The sequence below is a fragment of the Spiroplasma attinicola genome, from assembly GCF_023509825.1.
GTDB classification, from domain to species: domain Bacteria; phylum Bacillota_I; class Bacilli_A; order Mycoplasmatales; family VBWQ01; genus Spiroplasma_D; species Spiroplasma_D attinicola.
Map to the genome: position 1 here is coordinate 132,754 of NZ_JAKQXY010000001.1, position 16,893 is coordinate 149,646.

A 16,893-nucleotide genomic window follows, 5' to 3' on the forward strand; every position below is an offset into this window, starting at 1 on the left:
TATTAATTTCTAATTTGTTAACTTGCAACTTTAACTGTGAAATAAATTGTTCCTGAACCAATTATTTTACCAACTGACAGTAAACCTGGAGTAAGGGTAATTGAAGTATGACTAGCATCAACACTAATACTTAATCCCCATTTTATGAAAGTAATCCCACCACCATCACTAATTGTTGGTTTAATAAGTTGATCAATTTTGTTCATAATAGCATCTGTAATTGCACTATCAGTATCAGCAACTTCAAGTTCGCCAACATTTCAACCATTAAATGAATCTAAATTAAGTGGCGTTGTAACTGCATCTAAATCAATTGTAATTTCACCTGCATACTTACTATCTGCTTTAGCAGCAAGTGTTAAAGAACCATGTTTGCCATTATATTCTGAATTAACAAAATTAATAATTTCAACATTATCTCTTAAATCATTAATACTTGAATTTGCTGCCAAAAATGCTTCAAACGCCATCGTTTGATCAACATAAAACGTATTAACTTCTGAATTTACTAAAGAGGTTTGCAAACCAAGTTCATTTAAGTTGGTTTTAATATTCGCAGTGAAAGTAATATTAACACTGCCACTATATTTTGTCCCTGGCTTAGCTTGAATTTCTAATGTTCCATTATCGCGATCAAAAGCTCCCATTGTGATATTATCGCTTAAATCAGGATATAAATTTTCATTAAGTTTAATAAATTGGTCAAAAATATCTTTTTCTGTTCGTCATTGTTCATCAAATTCAATGTTATCAATTAAGTTCAATTCTGATAATGGTTGTTGTGACATTTTATTAATAGTTACTGTAATGCTTCCTGTATACTTATTATCAATATCTGTTCGAGCAATAATTGTTAAGAAACCAGAATTATCATATGTTGGAGCAGTAAAATTAGTAATTTCAATATTATTATTGAAATCAGGATGTTCTTTCTTAGTACTATCTAAAAAAGCTTGTAATGCCATTTCTGCTGTCATATTTTCTGTGCTATCAATTGTAAAGTTACTATCAATAATTGTATCTAAAGCAACTTGAGCAATTGAGCCTAAACCATTAAAAATAAATTTAACAGTACCAATATATTTGCTATCATCTGCTATCCCTTTAATTTCTAAAACACTATCTTGCATATAACCAATATTAAATGAACCGATTGTAACATTATCGCTTAAATCAGGATACTTGTCTTGATTTAATTTTAAAAAAGCAGCAAAGGCAGTTTCTTTAGTAAGAAATGAACTCGGAAAATTAAGAACTAAATCTAAACTTGATAAGTCTTTTTGGTCACTAATCGGATTAATAGATATGACAATTTCATCACCACTATATTTACCATGTTCTGTTGGTGTAATTATCAATGAACCAAAATTTTTATAATCTGGCGCTGTAAACACCAAATTAACATTTGCTCTTAAATCACTAGCATCTTGATCTTGATTATTTGCCATAAAAGCAGCAAAGGCAGTTTCTTTTGACATATTTTCAAGACCATTAATATTATCGGTATTTAAATTTAATTGATTAATATCTTTTTTTTCTAAAATACTAATTGCAATTTTAATTGTTTCACTATATTTAGTATTCGGTTTCGCCATTATTACTAATGAACCAAGATTTTTATAATCTGGCGCTGTAAACAACAAATTAACATTATCTTTTAGGTCAGTAAGATTGTTTTCTTTGTTGTTTGCCAAGAAAAGGTTGAAAGCATCTGTTTCTTGCATGTTTTCACTACCAGTAATTGTAGTGGCATTAAGAGTACTTAAATCTACTTGTTGTCAAGCAGGGAAATTAATTCTTAATGTTCCTTGGTATTTTCCAGTACCACTAATTTCAACTCAACCAGAACTTCCTCAGTCTGGTAAAACATATGAATTAATTTTAATATCTTTACCATTTCTTAAATCACTAGCAGCATCTTGATTATCTTGTAAAAATTGATCAATTAATTCATTCACATCTGAAATTGTCGTATCAGGTGATAAATCAATTATTGTCTTAAGTCCAAGATCGCTTAAATTTTTCTTTGTAACAACAACATTTTGATGATGTCCCGTTGTTCCTAATCCTACTCCTAAACCAACACTTAAACCAATTGTCACAACTCCCAAAGTAGTAGCATAAAGTTTTCAGTTTTTATATAATTGTTTCTTTTGTTCTTGTTTTGATTCTTCGATTGGAAGCACTTCTTTTGTTAAATCTTTTGCCATTTACTTATTTCCACCTTTCAATTTTTAAATAAGAAAATTACTATTTTATTTTGATTGTAAAGTAAACTGTTGCTTGATTGCGAACAGCAATACCACCTATGATTCCTTGTGGCTTAATTAAAGCACTAGTATGGCTAGGATTGATTTCAATACTTATCGCACTAGCTATTGTTCCAGAATCAACTGGCAATGGACCAGCAAGATCAACAATTTTATTAACAATAGCAGCTTGAATTACACTTATAGTATCTTCAGTAACTTCAAGATCACCGGCATCATAACCATCAAATTTTTTCAAATCAAGCGGAATAGCAATTTGTCCTAAACTAATTGTAATTGAACCTTGATATTCACTATCAGGCTTAGCACTAATTGTTAATGAACCATCTTTATTATATTTTGAATTAATGAAATTAGTAACTTCAACACTATTTCTTAAATCAGGAATGTTTGAATTTGCACTTAAAAATGCTTCAAATGCCTTATCTTCAACAATAAAGATATCATTTAAAGAAGTTACAAGATTAAGATCATTTAAATCGGTCTTAATCATTTCCCCTGTGAAATTAAAATTTACACTACCATAATATTTACCATTAGTTTTAGCTTTAATTGCTAATGTTCCACCATTATTATTTTTAGTAATAGTACCAATTTCAACATTATCTTTCAAATCAGGATATTTTTCTTGATTAAGTTTAATAAATTGATCAAAAATATCGCTTTGTTTTACTGCTTTGTCAAAATTATATGAAACAACTAAATCTAAATCTACTAAATCTTGCTGTGGAATTTTATTAATAGTTACTCCAACGCTACCAACATACTTATTATCAATGTCTGTTCTAGCAATGATTACTAACTTACCAGCCGTATTATAAGTTGGCAAAGTGAATAAACCAACTTGAACATAATCGCTTAAATTTGATGTTTGATTATTTGCTAGAAAAGCAGCAAAGGCATCATCTTGATTTGTAACAGAATCTGTAATCATAAGATTAAGGTCAAGAGTATTTAAATTTGTTTGGCCAAGAGAATTAATTACTATGATTACTTTACCACTATATTTACCAGTTGCTGTTGCAGCAATTGTTAGCGAACCAGTTTTTGTATAACCTGGTGCTGTAATTATTAATGAAACATTTGCTCTTAAATCACTAGCATCTTGATCTTGATTATTTGCCATAAAAGCATTTCATGCATCAGCTTCTGACATATTTTCAAAACCATTAATACTATCTGTATTTAAATTTAATTCATCAATATTTTTTTGTCCTCATCTACTAATAACTAATTCAATTGTTCCAAAATACTTACCAGTTTTGTTAACATTAATTGTTAATAAACCCGTTCTTTCATACTTTGGTGGAATAAATGATAAATCAACATTTTTTGCTAAATCAGAAAGATCTAGATTTTGATTATTACTGATAAAAGCAGCCAATGCATCGCTTGCTTTCATATTTTCAGTACCTAAAATAATTGAATCATCAAGAGTACTCAAATCTGTTCCTTTAATATTATCAATAGTTATTGATATATTTCCGGTATATTTAGCATTTGCCTTAGCAATAATCGTTAATGAACCTGACATTGTATAACTTGGTTCAATAAATAATAAATCAACATTTTTTGCTAAATCTTTAATATTTTGATTATTTGCTAAAAAAGCATTAAAAGCATCATCTTGTGTCATCCCAATAACACCATTAATAGCAGTAGTATCAAGAGTAGTTAAAGCTATTTGTTGTCAAGCAGGGAAATTAATTCTTAATGTTCCTTGATATTTTCCAGTACCACTAATTTCAACTCAACCAGAACTTCCTCAATCTGGTAAAACATATGAATTAATTTTAATATCTTTACCATTTCTTAAATCACTAGCAGCATCTTGATTATCTTGTAAAAATTGATCAATTAATTGATTCACATCTGAAATTGTCGTATCGGGTGATAAATCAATTGTCGTCTTAAGTCCAAGATCGCTTAAATTTTTCTTTGCAACAAGAACATTTTGATGATGCTCTATTGTTCCTAAACCTACTCCTAATCCAACACTTAATCCAATTGTGACAATTCCCAAGGCAGTAGCATAAAGTTTTCAGTTTTTTATATATTGTTTTTTGGTTGTTCTTGCTTTTGTTCCTTGTAAAGGTATTTCTTCTTTTGTTAAATCTTCAGCCATTTCCTTTTACCTCTTTCATTTTTAAATTATTATAGCATTTTCGGGCGAGCGAATGGAATATTTATAAAAACTCTTGATAATAAAAAACATCTCAGTTTTAGTTTACACAAATTTTTGATGTTTGTGTCTAATTATACTGAGATGGCATTAATTTGGTTTTTCAAAGGAAATTAATCCTAACTTACCAACTTGTAAATCATGAATTAATAAATTCATTGCACGATGAATATTACATTGATCATCCATTAACTTTAAATGATATTTTTCTGCTAATTTTTGATAGTAGTTTAACAAAGTTTCATTAGAAATATTTTTATTATCAAAAGGAATTTGATAAAAGTTTAATAAATTATTAGGATAATTTATCATTAGAAATTTTAAAAGATAACTAGCAATTTCTTCTAAAAATAAATGTTTTGCTGGTAATGATTTAATTAATGATAAAACTAATTTTGTATCATCATTCGCAATTTTTGGAGCTAAAATTCCAGGACTATCTAATAAATCAATCATATGATTTAATCTAATTCATTGTTGACCACGAGTAACACCAGGACAATCAGCTGCTTTTACTACTTTTCTTTGTAATAAATTATTAATAATAGTTGATTTACCAACATTTGGTAAACCTAAAATTAAAACTCTAATTTGAGGATTTTTAATTCCTTTAGCAATTTGTTGCTTAATTTTATCACCATAAACTAAATTAATTTCATCAATTAATTGTGGTTTAATCTTTTTTGTTAATGATTCTGTTAATAAAACATTAATATTATTTGCTTGGAAATATTTAACTCAACTTTCAGTAACTACTGGATCAGCCAAATCTGCTTTATTTAAAACAACAATTCTTTTTTTATTTTTAATTAAATTTTCTAATGTTTTACTTTGACAAGCAATTGGTGCTCTAGCGTCCAATACTTCTACTACAACATCAATTACTGGTAATTTTGTTTCAATTGCTCTCATAGCCTTCATCATATGGCCTGGGAATCATTGTAACTGTTTTTCTTGTTCCATTTCTATCTATCCTTTGATAAATGTAATTAGCACCTTAATCGGTGCTAATTATTATATCACTTTTAACTATTCTTAGTATTAAGATTAGCTTTAATCTTTTTCTTTAACGCTTTTGTTCCTAAATTACGTAAATAAAAAGGTTTTGATTGTCTTATTTGTCCTGTTGCAACTACTTCAATATTTTTAATTAATGGTGAATGTAAAGGAAATGTCTTTTCTACACCTTTTCCCTTAACTCCTTTTCTAACAATAATATTTTTATTAATTGTTGAACCTTTGATACTAATAACAATTCCTTGAAAAACTTGTATTCTTTCTTTTTCTTTTTCATTACTAATAACTCAAGTAATTTTAACTGTATCTCCAGTACGGAATTTTGGGATATTAAGATTTAGTTGGCTTTGATTTACTTTTGCCATAATTTGATTTTCCATTTTCAATTCTCCTTTCTTTGTCTTCTTGCTTTGTTTCAGCGAGATATTCTTCAATAATTTTTGCTTCTTCTTTTGTTAATTGATGTTGATTAAACAAATCAATTCTTTTTTTATATGTATTAATTAATGCTTGTTTTTTACGATATAAAGCAATTTCTTTATGATTGCCACTAAGTAGTACTTCTGGTACTTTCATATCATAGACAACTTCAGGTCTAGTATATGTTGGATAATCTAATAAGTTATCGGTATGTGACTCACTAGTAATTGATTCACTATTAAGAACACCTTTAACTAATCTTGCAATACTATCAACTAAAATCATCACTGGCACTTCACCACCAGTAAGAACATAATTACCAATTGAAATTTCTTGATCAACAAACTTACTAATTCGTTCATCAATACCCTCATAGTGACCACAAATAAAAATATAATTGTTATCAACTTGAGCATAATTGAATGCTTGTTCTTGAGTTCATAATTGACCTTGTGGTGTTAATAAAATAACTTTAGCATTTGGAGTTTTGCTTTTAGCATTTTCAATTGCTTTAATTACTGGCAAAGCCTTTAAAACCATACCAGGTCCGCCACCATAAGGATAATCATCAACTTGTTTATTTTTATCAGTACTGAAATCACGAATATCAATAAGTTCAATCACAATTTTTTGTTCTTTAATTGCTTTTTTGATAATTGAAGTATTAACAAAATCATTAAATGCTTCTGGGAATAAAGTTAAAATTGTAAATTTTTTACTCATAATTAAACATTCCAGAAATTAAATTAAGATAAGCAATCTTTTTTGTTTGATCAACTTTAGTAATAAAAAACTGATTATTCGGCACATAAAAAGTTTTACCTGCTTGATTTTGAACTTGTCATAAACCAGTATGATTATTATCAATTAAAGCCACAATTTCACCTAATACTTCTTTATCTGCATTATTAATAGCTTGATAACCAATAAGATTTTGAAATAAAAAATTAGGGTCACTCAAATTTTCTTCATCAATAATTACTAATGATTTATTTTTCATAAATAACACTGAGTCAATCTTATTATAAGTTGCAAAAGTTACTAAAAGAAAGTTTTTATGTTGTCTTACTTTACTAATTGTTAAAGCTTGATAGTCATCATTATTTTTTAAATATACTATTTGATTTGATTTTCATTTCGTAAAATTTTGACCATAATAATTACATAAAACTTTAACTTCACCTAAAAGACCATGAGTATTAATAATCTTAGCAATTTCTAAATATTGCATTTAATCCAATTCATTAATGGTAATTTTAACTTTTTGATCATTCATTTCTGCTTTAAGATTAACTAATGTTGTTAAAGCTTGAATAATCTTACCGTTCTTACCAACTAATTGTTTAAAGAATTTTTTTGGTGCTAAAATTATTATTTCAATCTCATTTTCAGTTTTATCAAGTTGACGAATTTCAATTTGATTTATTTCTTCTAATAAAATTGGGGCAATTAGTTCTTCAACAATTTTAGTATACATATCTCACCTATGGTTTACTTATTTTGTTTTGGCTTTTGCAGTTGTTTTTGGTTTATCTGCTTTAGTATCTTTTGTTGATTTAGTAGTTGCAGCTACTGCTTTTGGTTTTGCTGAAACTTTTTTAGTTGCTTCAGTTTTAGTAGCACTTTTTTTACTTGGTTTTTTTGTTGCTGTTTTACTTGCTGCTTTTTTTTGCTCAATTTTTAGATTATTAAACTTTTCAAGAATTCCTTGTTTTGATAAAAGACTTCGAACAGTATCAGTAGGTTGAGCTCCTGTTAATAAAAACTTTAAAGTTAATTCTTCATTGATTTTTACAATCTTTTTAATTGGATCATAAAATCCAAGAATATCAATATACTTACCGTTTAGTTTTGTTCTAGCATCAATTGCAACAACTCGAAAACTTGGTTGTACTGATTTTCCTGTTGGTATCAATCTTAATTTAACCATAGTTCCTCCTCATATATTAAATAATATAATATTTCATCATTAACATTGTTAAAATGAATATAATAAAATATTAACTAAAAACAATCATAATGTCAAGGTATTTTACTTAACATTAACTAATAAATTGGTTTAATAAAAAGATGTTTTTGCTTACTAATAATTAATTAAAAATAATTACCAGTCTTTAAATAAATAGTGGAATAAAAACACTTTTTATGTAAAAAGACTTTAATAAAAAGTAATAATATTATAAAATTTCTAATGATATTTTTATTTCAAATTGCAATCTAAATAAATAAAAAATATTTATGTTTATTTTTTGAAAATTTAATAATTCAAATTCTTACTTAGGGGGTAGATTTATGAATATTAACAAAACTGTTGACGAAACAATTGTTGAAAATGCAAAAACTTTATTAAAATGTTGTACTGACTCAAGTCTTTCACTACAAGAAAAACAAAAATATACTAAATGAATTAGTTGATTTCTTGATTATCAAGATGCAATTAACATAAACAATCAAGCGAAAATTATTTTTTTAGAGCAAAAACTAAATTTAAATTCACTTCCGATTTATTATCAAAATGCTTTACAAGAATTTAAAAATTGTAATTTATTTTATTGTAAAATTAATGATTTTAAAGAATTACCATCATTATTTATTAATTATTCAAATCAAACAACAATTAAAAATATTAATGATTTTATTAAAATTTTTCTTGACTCACTTCAAAAATGCAAAGTTAAGCTAACAAATAACTTCAGTGAGAATTTTCAAATATTAATTTATACCACTCATTATCATTTAAGTTATCTTTTTTCAGATCAATTAAATCCAACTGTGACAACTCTAATTGACATTTTACAAAAAAAAGTAGTAATCGAACAAAATCAAAAACCAATCACATTATTTAACTTAATTCTAAAAGAAAATGAAATTTTTTTTAATGAAATTCAAGAAATTCAATTAATAAATTTCATTTTTCAACTTGAAGAAATTTTTGAAACTACACAACAAAGTAATCTCCTTAATTCAAAAATTAAGCAATTAATTTTCAATCAACCAAAGAAACTGAAAATTAGTATGAATAATGTACTAACAGAAAATAATATTAAGTTATATGATGAAATTTGAAAAAATAATTTAATTGATGAAAAAAAAAGTAAGTTATTAATGCATCTTTTTGCATATGAAACTTACTTTCTTCAAGGACATAATCATCATCAAATTTATGAAGATTTAGTTTTAAAAAAAATTATTGATGAAGATAAGTATTGAACTATTCTTCATCAATATAAAAGTAAAAATGAAATTATCGATTAATTTGTAAGGCAACATTTTGGGCTGCTTCCATAATCAACTCAGAAAAAGTTGGATGGGGATAACAAGCATCAGCTAATTCAAATACTGTTGCTTCACTTTCCATAAGATCAACAATTCCGCCAATCATATCAGTTGCTGTGGCACTAACAATATGTGCACCTAAAATTTCACCATACTTTTTGCTAACAATTAATTTAACAAAACCATTTGTTTCGCCATCTGCTAGAGCTTTACCATTAATGTTGTATGGTATTTTTTTTATTAAACAATCAGGATATTTTGCTTTTGCTTCAGTTTCCGTTAATCCAACACTAGCAATTTCAGGAAAAGAATAAACACAACTTGGCATACGAGAATAATCAACTACTTTTACTTGATAAATTCCTGGTTTTTCTTTCACCATAATATTATTAATAGCAGTTAACCCTTGACTTGAAGCAACATGTGCTAACATTTTTTCACCATTAGCATCACCAATAACATAAATATTTTCAATTACTTGCTGGTTTTGATCTAATGCTTCTAATTTATTATTAACAGCAAAAGCACCATTAGGTTTAATTAAAACTCCTAAATTTTCAAATCCCTTAGTAATTGGCATTCTTCCAGCACTTAAAAGAAAATAATCACTCTTAATTGTCTTCAGATTTTTTTGTTCTTTATCATTAGCATGAACATAAGTTAAAGTATTTTTTTCTAATTTAGTAACACTATGTTCAGTAATAATATCAACATTATTATTCGTTAAAATTTTTGTTAATTCAGTACTAGTATCATGATCTAATAATGCTAAAATTCGATCTAAATACTCAATAATTGTTACTTTCGTTCCTAAACTACTAAATAAACAAGCAAATTCAATTCCAATGACACCGCCACCAATAATTGTTAAAGATTTTGGAATTTCTTTTAAAGACAAAATTTCAGTTGAAGTTAATAATGCTTTATTCGTTTTTAAATCTTCACTACTTAAACCCTTCGGTCCTTTCGGATTATTAAACATCTTAACTTCACTACCAGTAGCAATAATTAAATATTTTGTTGTATAAATTTTACTATGATTTTCATTATCAGTTACTTTAATTGTATGTTGATCAACTGCACTAGCAGTACCAATTAATGAATCAACTTTATTAGTTTTCATTAAAAATTGCACACCATTAGTTAATTGTTTAACTACTTTTTCTTTTCTTGCTTGCGCTTGACTTCAATCAATTGTTATTGCATCTTGATTTAAATTAATCCCATATTTACTACTATCTTTTAAAACATGAAATATCTTGGCATTTTTTAGTAAAGTTTTTGTTGGAATACAACCAATATTTAAACAAACTCCGCCTCACATTCCTCGTTCAACAATTGCTGTTTTAAGACCTAATTTTGCTGCTCTTTCAGCAGTTACATAACCACCAGGACCTGCTCCAATGATGATTAAATCATAATTATAATTAGCCATATTAATAATCTCCTTTGATGATTAAATCTTTATGATAATAATAGTAAAGCAGGATTTTCTAATAAATATTTAATTCTTTGCATAAAGTTTCCTGCTGGAGCGCCATCAACAACACGATGATCAATTGAAATTGAAAATGGGAAAAAATTATGAAAAACAATATTATCATTAATAAGCACTGCTTTTGCTTCAAGAATACCAATTCCTAAAATTGCAACTTCAGGATAATTAATAATTGGTGTACCATATTTTAAACCTGCTGAACCAAAGTTAGTAATTGTAAAAGTTCCACCTTGCATTTCTGAAGCATTCAAAGTACCTGTACGAGCTTTTTGTGCTAAATCATTAACTTGTTTCGCAATTTCAAGAACTGATAACTTATCAGCATTCTTAATAACAGGAACAAGTAATCCTTTATCAGTATCAGCAGCCATTCCAATGTTATAGTATTTCTTAATTAGCAGTTCATTATCTTTTAAATTAAGCGTTGAGTTTAAAAATTTAAAACGATCTTCACTTAAAGCTTTAGCAACAGCTTTAATAAAAAATGGCATAAATGTTAATTTAATTGCCCCATTTTCTGGTTTAATTGCTTCATCTTTTAAAATTGCTCGTAAATTAATCAAATTAGTTGCATCAACATCAATCATTAAACTAACATGAGGAGCAGTATATTTTGAAACCGCCATATGATTAGCAATTGCTTTACGAATTGGTGATAAAGGTAAATGATCAATTGCTCCAAAACTTTCAAGTTTTGCAACATTGATGGCATCAGCACCAGATGTAACATTGCCTTTATTTACTGCTTGATTAACATTTGTTGTTTGTTTATTTGCAGTAAGATGAGCATCTTCAATATTTACTCTTAGAACTCGACCATTTGGTCCCGTTCCTCTAATTGTTGCAATATCAATACCCAAATCACGAGCAACCTTTCTTGCAACTGGTGATGCTAGAACAATCTTATTAAATTTTTGTGCTAAAACTTCACCTGCCTCTTGATGAGCTTCTACTTTTTTGTCCAGTTTTGTAACTACATCTTTTGCTACTTTCAATAATTCAGAGTGGTGCTTAGTTTGAACTTCTAAATCATTAGAAAATTCAATAATAATATCTCCTGTTTTAATTGCATCACCTGCTGCAAAATTAATTTTGGAAATTATTCCATCATACGGTGAAGTAATTGTATCAGCAGCTTTGTCAGCTTCAATATCAAAAAGATTATCACCTTTTTTTAAGGCTTGACCAACTTTAACATGAAGTGAACTAAGAGTAACTTCATCAACCCCGTCCATTCCAGCAAATTTAAATTCTGTCATAGTTATTTTTCTCCCCATTTTCTATATTAAATTGGATATTCCAACATTGTTTTTGCTTGAGTAATAATTTTATCTGGATCAACAATAAATCACTTTTCTCCTTGAGACAAAGGAACAGTAACGTCATAACCAGCAACACGAGCAGGTGGACATTTTAAATACTCAAAACATTTTTCATTAATTGTAGTAATAATTTCTGAAGCAACAGAGAACGATTTTACTGCTTCTTGAACAACTAGAAGGCGACCAGTTCTCTTAACTGAAGCAACAACAGTTTCTTGATCTCATGGATGTAAAGTTTGTAAATCAATTAACTCAACTTTAAAGTTCTTTGCTTCTAACATCTTTACAGCATATTCACAATCATAAACTTTTGAACCATAAGTAACAATTGTTAAATCAGGATCTGAAGTTTCATCGTATGATTTCAAAACTTTTGCCTTACCTAATTGTGCTACTTCATAAGCATCACTAACTTCTTCTTGAACATTATAACGATACTTATTACTTACATAAGTATTAAAATAAGTTCCTAAACATTCTAAAAATATCACTGGATCATTATCTTCAATCGCTGCTAATAATAATTTTTTAGTATCACTTGGTTTTGAAGTCATAACAACTTTTAAACCAGGAATATGACATAACAAAGCTTCAATTGCTTCAGAGTGATGTTCTAAAGCACCATTGGCACCATTATTTCAATCATAAGAAGGCATTCTCACAACTAATGGACAATAATAACGACCACGAGAACGATTACGCATTCTTGCTGCGTGAGCTAACAACTGATTAAAAGCAAGAAAGGCAAAGCCTGAAAATTGCATTTCAATAACTGGTCTTAAACCATTAATACTAGCACCAACAGCACTACCAGCAATTACTGCTTCAGCAATTGGAGCATCAAAACATCTTTCAACACCAAATTTCTTTTGTAAACCTCTTGTCGCACGGAAAACACCACCAACGTTACCAACATCTTCACCATATACAATAACATTATTATGCTTTTTCATCGCTAATTCTAATGCTAAGCTAATTGCTTGTGTGTTGTTTCGTTTCATAGATTACTCACTTCCTTTTCTGTTTCATTAAAAAATTCTTTTGCTTGATTTTTTTGTGCTTCTAAATTTGGTGGTAACTTCTCATAAGTATAATCAAAAATCTCATCAATACTAACAGCAGCGTGTTTTTGTGCTCAAGCAATTGCATTAGTAATAGTTTTTAAATTATTATCGTGTAACGCTTGTTCTTTTTTTTCATCTCATAATTTATTTTTTACTAAATAATCTTTCATTCTAATAATTGGATCTTTTTTCAATCATGCTTTTTCAATTTCATAATCTTTTTCAGTAAAATAATCTTTTTTAATATCAAAAGCTGAATGAGCATATTGACGATAAGTAATTGCTTCAATTAAAGAAGGTCCTTGACCTTTCTTTGCTCGTTCAATTGCAACATTAGTTGCGTGATAAACAGCAAAAAAATCATTACCATCAACACGAATATTAGGAATACCAACAGCACTTGCTTTTTGGGCAAAAGTTGGACTCATTGTCGCTTTACTTGTTGGCGTATCTAATGATCAATGATTATTTTCAACAAAAAATACTACTGGTAATTTTTGAATTGCTGCAAAATTAAGTGCTTCATAAAATTCACCTTCACTAGTTCCACCATCACCAATTGTTGTGAAAATAACTCCGTTACCTTTTTTATATTTTTCTGCTAAAGCAAGTCCTGCTGCATGAGAATATTGAGTAGCAATCGGAATATTGACTGGTAAAATATTAATTCCTTCAGGGATTTGACTTCCTGCTTCATTTCCTAATCAATATTGAATAATTTTTTCCATTGGATAACCAGCAGTAATTCAAGCAGCATTATTACGATACGCGGGAACTAATCAATCAATTGACTTTCTAATATTAATTGCATAACCTACTTCAGTTGCTTCTTGACCAGATGAAGCTAAAAAATTAATTATCTTTGCTTTTACTTTTGGTTGACCATTAACTAAAACAACATTACCTTTAGCATCTTTTTCGTAATTCATTTCCAATTGCATTTTTTCTTGCAATCTTGATAAAGTCATAAAACGATAAGCCTCAATTAAAACTTTATCATCAATTTTTTTGACATAATTAACATATTCAGGGTTAATTACTTGCTTTTCATTTAAAATTTGAAAAACTTCTTTTTGTGGATTATCAAATTTTTCAATTCACATTAAAATCCATACCTCCGATTATTCGCTATTAATTTAATAATTTTATTATACTTACTTATTTTCTTTAATAAAGTTAATTTTTATTTTTTTAATAAATAATTTATTTAATTTAAAAATAAAAAGTGGCATTAATCCACTTTCTGATTGCTTTTAAATTCTTTTTTTGCTTGCTCAACAAAAGCAAAGAAGTTGTTAATTAATACTTTATTTAAAATATTTATTACATCTTCATATTTTTGGTCTTCAATTATAATAATAGTTTTTTTACTTTTTTTCTCATTTTCATTTTTCATTCAAATAAGAAACCGTGCGTATACTTTTAAATATTTAGTAAAAAATAATAACAATTTCATTTGATACTTTTCTTGACTAATTTTTTTATTATTAAATTTTTGATTTAATTTAAAATTTTTTTTCTGATATTTTTTTTGTTGAAATTGAAATGGAAAATTTCTGAGAGCAATTTTAAATTGATAAAGCAAAAATAACCTAATAAATATTTATATTCCTTTTCTTCAATAAAAAAAGCAATATCTTTAATTTTCTCTTGATCAAATATTAGAAAACAATTACTAATATTATCAATTAATGTTTTCGCAATATCATAAAAAAATATTGGAATCGAAACTATAGCAACTAAAAAAATGAAAAATTCTAAAAAGAAAAGCGATATCTGTGACATATTACTCCTTATATAATTTAATTCATTCCATTGGAACAGAAAAAATTGGAATTAAAGCTAAAACCGCTGGAAAAACTCAACTTAATGCAGTTGCCCGTAGTAGTGGCAGTAATAAATAATTGTCAAGCAATTCGAGCAAATATAGTTCCTAATAATAACCTTGATTAAAAAATTTTAGCACTTTAATTATTCTATTTAACTAAGTTTAGTTCTTGTTCTGCTATTGGAACAAAAGCAAAGAAGTTGTTAATTAAAATTTTAGGTAAAGTTTCTAAAGATTCGTTGTAATTATTTTCAAGAACAAGATAATAATTATAAAAATCAGACCTGATTTTTTGATTAAAGAATAAAAAATATTTCATTCTTTTGAAAAAAACACCATACACCTTTAAATACTTAATATAAAGTTTTAATAATTTGAAATTATATTTTTCTTGACTGATTTTTTGTTTTAATAATCGTTTAATTCTTCATTTATATCATCTTTGATTTAATTGAAAACGACTATTATTAATATTAATTTGTCCGTCTTTAAAGATTTTAAAAGTTTTAATTTGTTTTTCTTTATTTTCATTTTGATATTTATCAAAATTAATTATTGCTTCTGCCTTAGTTTTTGTTTGCGCAGAAAGTGCTTTAATATTTTTTCAATATAAAGAAAAAAATATAGCAAAACCAATAAAAGAAAATAACATAATAATAATTTCATAAATAATAATTAGTTTTGATAATAAAAATCAATTTATATAAATCATAAAAGTATAATAAATAACAAAAATAATAATAAAAAAAATAAAAGAAGTTAAATATTTTCATTTATATTCCTTAATCAATAAAGGAATATTTTTAAAATCTACTTCCTGAGAAAAAAACTCAAGACAATTTTTTGAATAATCAATTCAAGCAATTTTTGCTGGAAGGTAAGCACCTCAAATTGAAGTTGAACCAATTAATATTGAATATATAATTCAACGAGTAGCCATAAGTTTATCCTTAAAAAATTAAAGCTTAATATATAAAAAATTATTCAATTAATTAAATTAGTACTTTATCAATATAACATTACTCAATCAATAATTACTCCAATAACTGCAGTTGCGATTGCAGCAGGTGGAAAGGCTCAAATTTCTGAAGTCACTGATATTTGACCAGCAATCAATACTTCATATAACATTTGATAAAGTCTAGCTCCTAATTCATAAAGTTTACGAGTATTTTCTTCTAATTCAATTTCTCTTAAAATTTGATTCATTGCTGGATCAAAAAATAATATTGCTTCATTAAGAGCAGCAGCAATTAAACCTGCCGAAACACTTAAAATACTACATCCAACAGCTCAAGGAATAGTAATTCCAAATCATCATGCTGCTGCTCAAAATCCGGCAGCTGCAATTGCAGCACCAGCAGATATCGTTTTAAAGATTGGTTCAGCAATTTTAACAGATTCCATTCCTTTTGATAAGTCTGCAGCAATAGCTCTATTTGAAGATTGAACAGTATAATAATTTGCTGCTTTAAAATCTAAAGTAATTTGATGATTCTTTTGACTTTGTTCTGCTAAAGCATTTTCATATGTTGTTTTAAAATCACTATTTTCTTGTGACAAAAAATTAATTATTTGATTTAAATCTAAATTTTGTACTACCATCTGATCAAAATATTGGTTTGATTTCTGTTCTGCATAATCAATTACTTGATTAATATCAACTTCACCATTACTTGTTGTATAAAATACTTTTTGTTTTGCTTGTGATTGTCTTAAATTTTTAAAATAATCACTATTACTTTTTTTAACATCACTTCAGTTAATATCATTTTTAACTTGTTGCATATGATTATCAACAGTACTAGTTAATACTAATGCAGCACTGCTTGTTAAAGTCAAAGTACTTAAAACACTTAAAATTTGCTTCATTTTATTTCCCCTTTTGCTAAATAAACTATTCTAAATTTATTTTAATACTTTAAATAAAAAAGTGCGATACTGGCTAAATTCTTCTTAGATAAATCATAACATGCCAATTCCAAATATTAATATAAACATACTGTTATACATATA

General features: G+C 27.0%; 17 protein-coding genes. 2 read left to right on the forward strand and 15 right to left on the reverse strand.

Annotated elements, in window-relative coordinates:
• Window positions 1–17 precede the first annotated feature (17 nt).
• The 8 genes from LT335_RS00670 to rpsP all read right to left on the reverse strand — a co-directional run bounded on the left by LT335_RS00670 (window position 18) and on the right by rpsP (window position 7,819).
• Window positions 18–2,210: a hypothetical protein gene (locus LT335_RS00670; protein WP_249727876.1), complete on the reverse strand. Its 2,193-nt coding sequence runs from the start codon at window positions 2,208–2,210 to the stop codon at window positions 18–20.
• Between the two features lie 40 nt (window positions 2,211–2,250).
• Window positions 2,251–4,395: a hypothetical protein gene (locus LT335_RS00675; RefSeq protein ID WP_249727878.1), complete on the reverse strand. Its 2,145-nt coding sequence runs from the start codon at window positions 4,393–4,395 to the stop codon at window positions 2,251–2,253.
• Window positions 4,396–4,542: 147 nt separating this feature from the next.
• Window positions 4,543–5,415: a ribosome biogenesis GTPase YlqF gene (gene ylqF, locus LT335_RS00680; RefSeq protein WP_249727880.1), complete on the reverse strand. Its 873-nt coding sequence runs from the start codon at window positions 5,413–5,415 to the stop codon at window positions 4,543–4,545.
• 62 nt (window positions 5,416–5,477) lie between these two features.
• On the reverse strand, window positions 5,478–5,849 hold the full coding sequence (gene rplS, locus LT335_RS00685; RefSeq protein WP_249727882.1) for a 50S ribosomal protein L19: 372 nt from the start codon (window positions 5,847–5,849) through the stop codon (window positions 5,478–5,480).
• Window positions 5,800–6,612, reverse strand: coding sequence for a tRNA (guanosine(37)-N1)-methyltransferase TrmD (trmD, locus tag LT335_RS00690; protein WP_249727884.1), 813 nt, complete (start codon window positions 6,610–6,612; stop codon window positions 5,800–5,802). Before trmD ends, rplS begins: the two co-directional genes overlap by 50 nt.
• On the reverse strand, window positions 6,605–7,120 hold the full coding sequence (gene rimM, locus LT335_RS00695; RefSeq protein WP_249727886.1) for a ribosome maturation factor RimM: 516 nt from the start codon (window positions 7,118–7,120) through the stop codon (window positions 6,605–6,607). The genes trmD and rimM overlap by 8 nt, the downstream gene beginning before the upstream one ends.
• Complete coding sequence (locus LT335_RS00700) at window positions 7,121–7,366, reverse strand: KH domain-containing protein (protein WP_249727888.1); 246 nt, start codon at window positions 7,364–7,366, stop codon at window positions 7,121–7,123.
• An 18-nt stretch (window positions 7,367–7,384) separates the two neighbouring features.
• Window positions 7,385–7,819: a 30S ribosomal protein S16 gene (gene rpsP, locus LT335_RS04020; protein WP_283778539.1), complete on the reverse strand. Its 435-nt coding sequence runs from the start codon at window positions 7,817–7,819 to the stop codon at window positions 7,385–7,387.
• 362 nt (window positions 7,820–8,181) lie between these two features.
• Between rpsP and LT335_RS00710 the strand changes: the two genes are divergently transcribed.
• Complete coding sequence (locus LT335_RS00710) at window positions 8,182–9,144, forward strand: hypothetical protein (protein WP_249727890.1); 963 nt, start codon at window positions 8,182–8,184, stop codon at window positions 9,142–9,144.
• Here LT335_RS00710 and lpdA read toward each other — a convergent pair.
• From lpdA to LT335_RS00735, 5 genes are all read right to left on the reverse strand, one after another.
• Window positions 9,134–10,600, reverse strand: coding sequence for a dihydrolipoyl dehydrogenase (gene lpdA / locus LT335_RS00715; RefSeq protein ID WP_249727891.1), 1,467 nt, complete (start codon window positions 10,598–10,600; stop codon window positions 9,134–9,136). The genes LT335_RS00710 and lpdA overlap by 11 nt on opposite strands.
• A gap of 29 nt (window positions 10,601–10,629) precedes the next feature.
• Window positions 10,630–11,922, reverse strand: coding sequence for a dihydrolipoamide acetyltransferase family protein (locus tag LT335_RS00720; protein WP_249727892.1), 1,293 nt, complete (start codon window positions 11,920–11,922; stop codon window positions 10,630–10,632).
• 26 nt (window positions 11,923–11,948) lie between these two features.
• On the reverse strand, window positions 11,949–12,986 hold the full coding sequence (locus LT335_RS00725; RefSeq protein ID WP_249727894.1) for an alpha-ketoacid dehydrogenase subunit beta: 1,038 nt from the start codon (window positions 12,984–12,986) through the stop codon (window positions 11,949–11,951).
• Complete coding sequence (locus LT335_RS00730; protein WP_249727895.1) at window positions 12,953–14,152, reverse strand: thiamine pyrophosphate-dependent enzyme; 1,200 nt, start codon at window positions 14,150–14,152, stop codon at window positions 12,953–12,955. Before LT335_RS00730 ends, LT335_RS00725 begins: the two co-directional genes overlap by 34 nt.
• A gap of 128 nt (window positions 14,153–14,280) precedes the next feature.
• On the reverse strand, window positions 14,281–14,445 hold the full coding sequence (locus tag LT335_RS00735; protein WP_249727896.1) for a hypothetical protein: 165 nt from the start codon (window positions 14,443–14,445) through the stop codon (window positions 14,281–14,283).
• Between the two features lie 382 nt (window positions 14,446–14,827).
• On the opposite strand from LT335_RS00735, the gene LT335_RS04025 reads away from it, so the two are divergent.
• Window positions 14,828–14,953 (forward strand): hypothetical protein, encoded by a 126-nt coding sequence (locus tag LT335_RS04025; RefSeq protein ID WP_283778540.1) that lies wholly within the window; start codon window positions 14,828–14,830, stop codon window positions 14,951–14,953.
• A gap of 72 nt (window positions 14,954–15,025) precedes the next feature.
• Here the strand turns inward: LT335_RS04025 and LT335_RS00740 are convergent, their stop codons facing one another.
• Window positions 15,026–15,817, reverse strand: coding sequence for a hypothetical protein (locus LT335_RS00740; protein ID WP_249727897.1), 792 nt, complete (start codon window positions 15,815–15,817; stop codon window positions 15,026–15,028).
• A gap of 65 nt (window positions 15,818–15,882) precedes the next feature.
• On the reverse strand, window positions 15,883–16,749 hold the full coding sequence (locus LT335_RS00745; RefSeq protein ID WP_249727899.1) for a hypothetical protein: 867 nt from the start codon (window positions 16,747–16,749) through the stop codon (window positions 15,883–15,885).
• Window positions 16,750–16,893 lie beyond the last annotated feature (144 nt).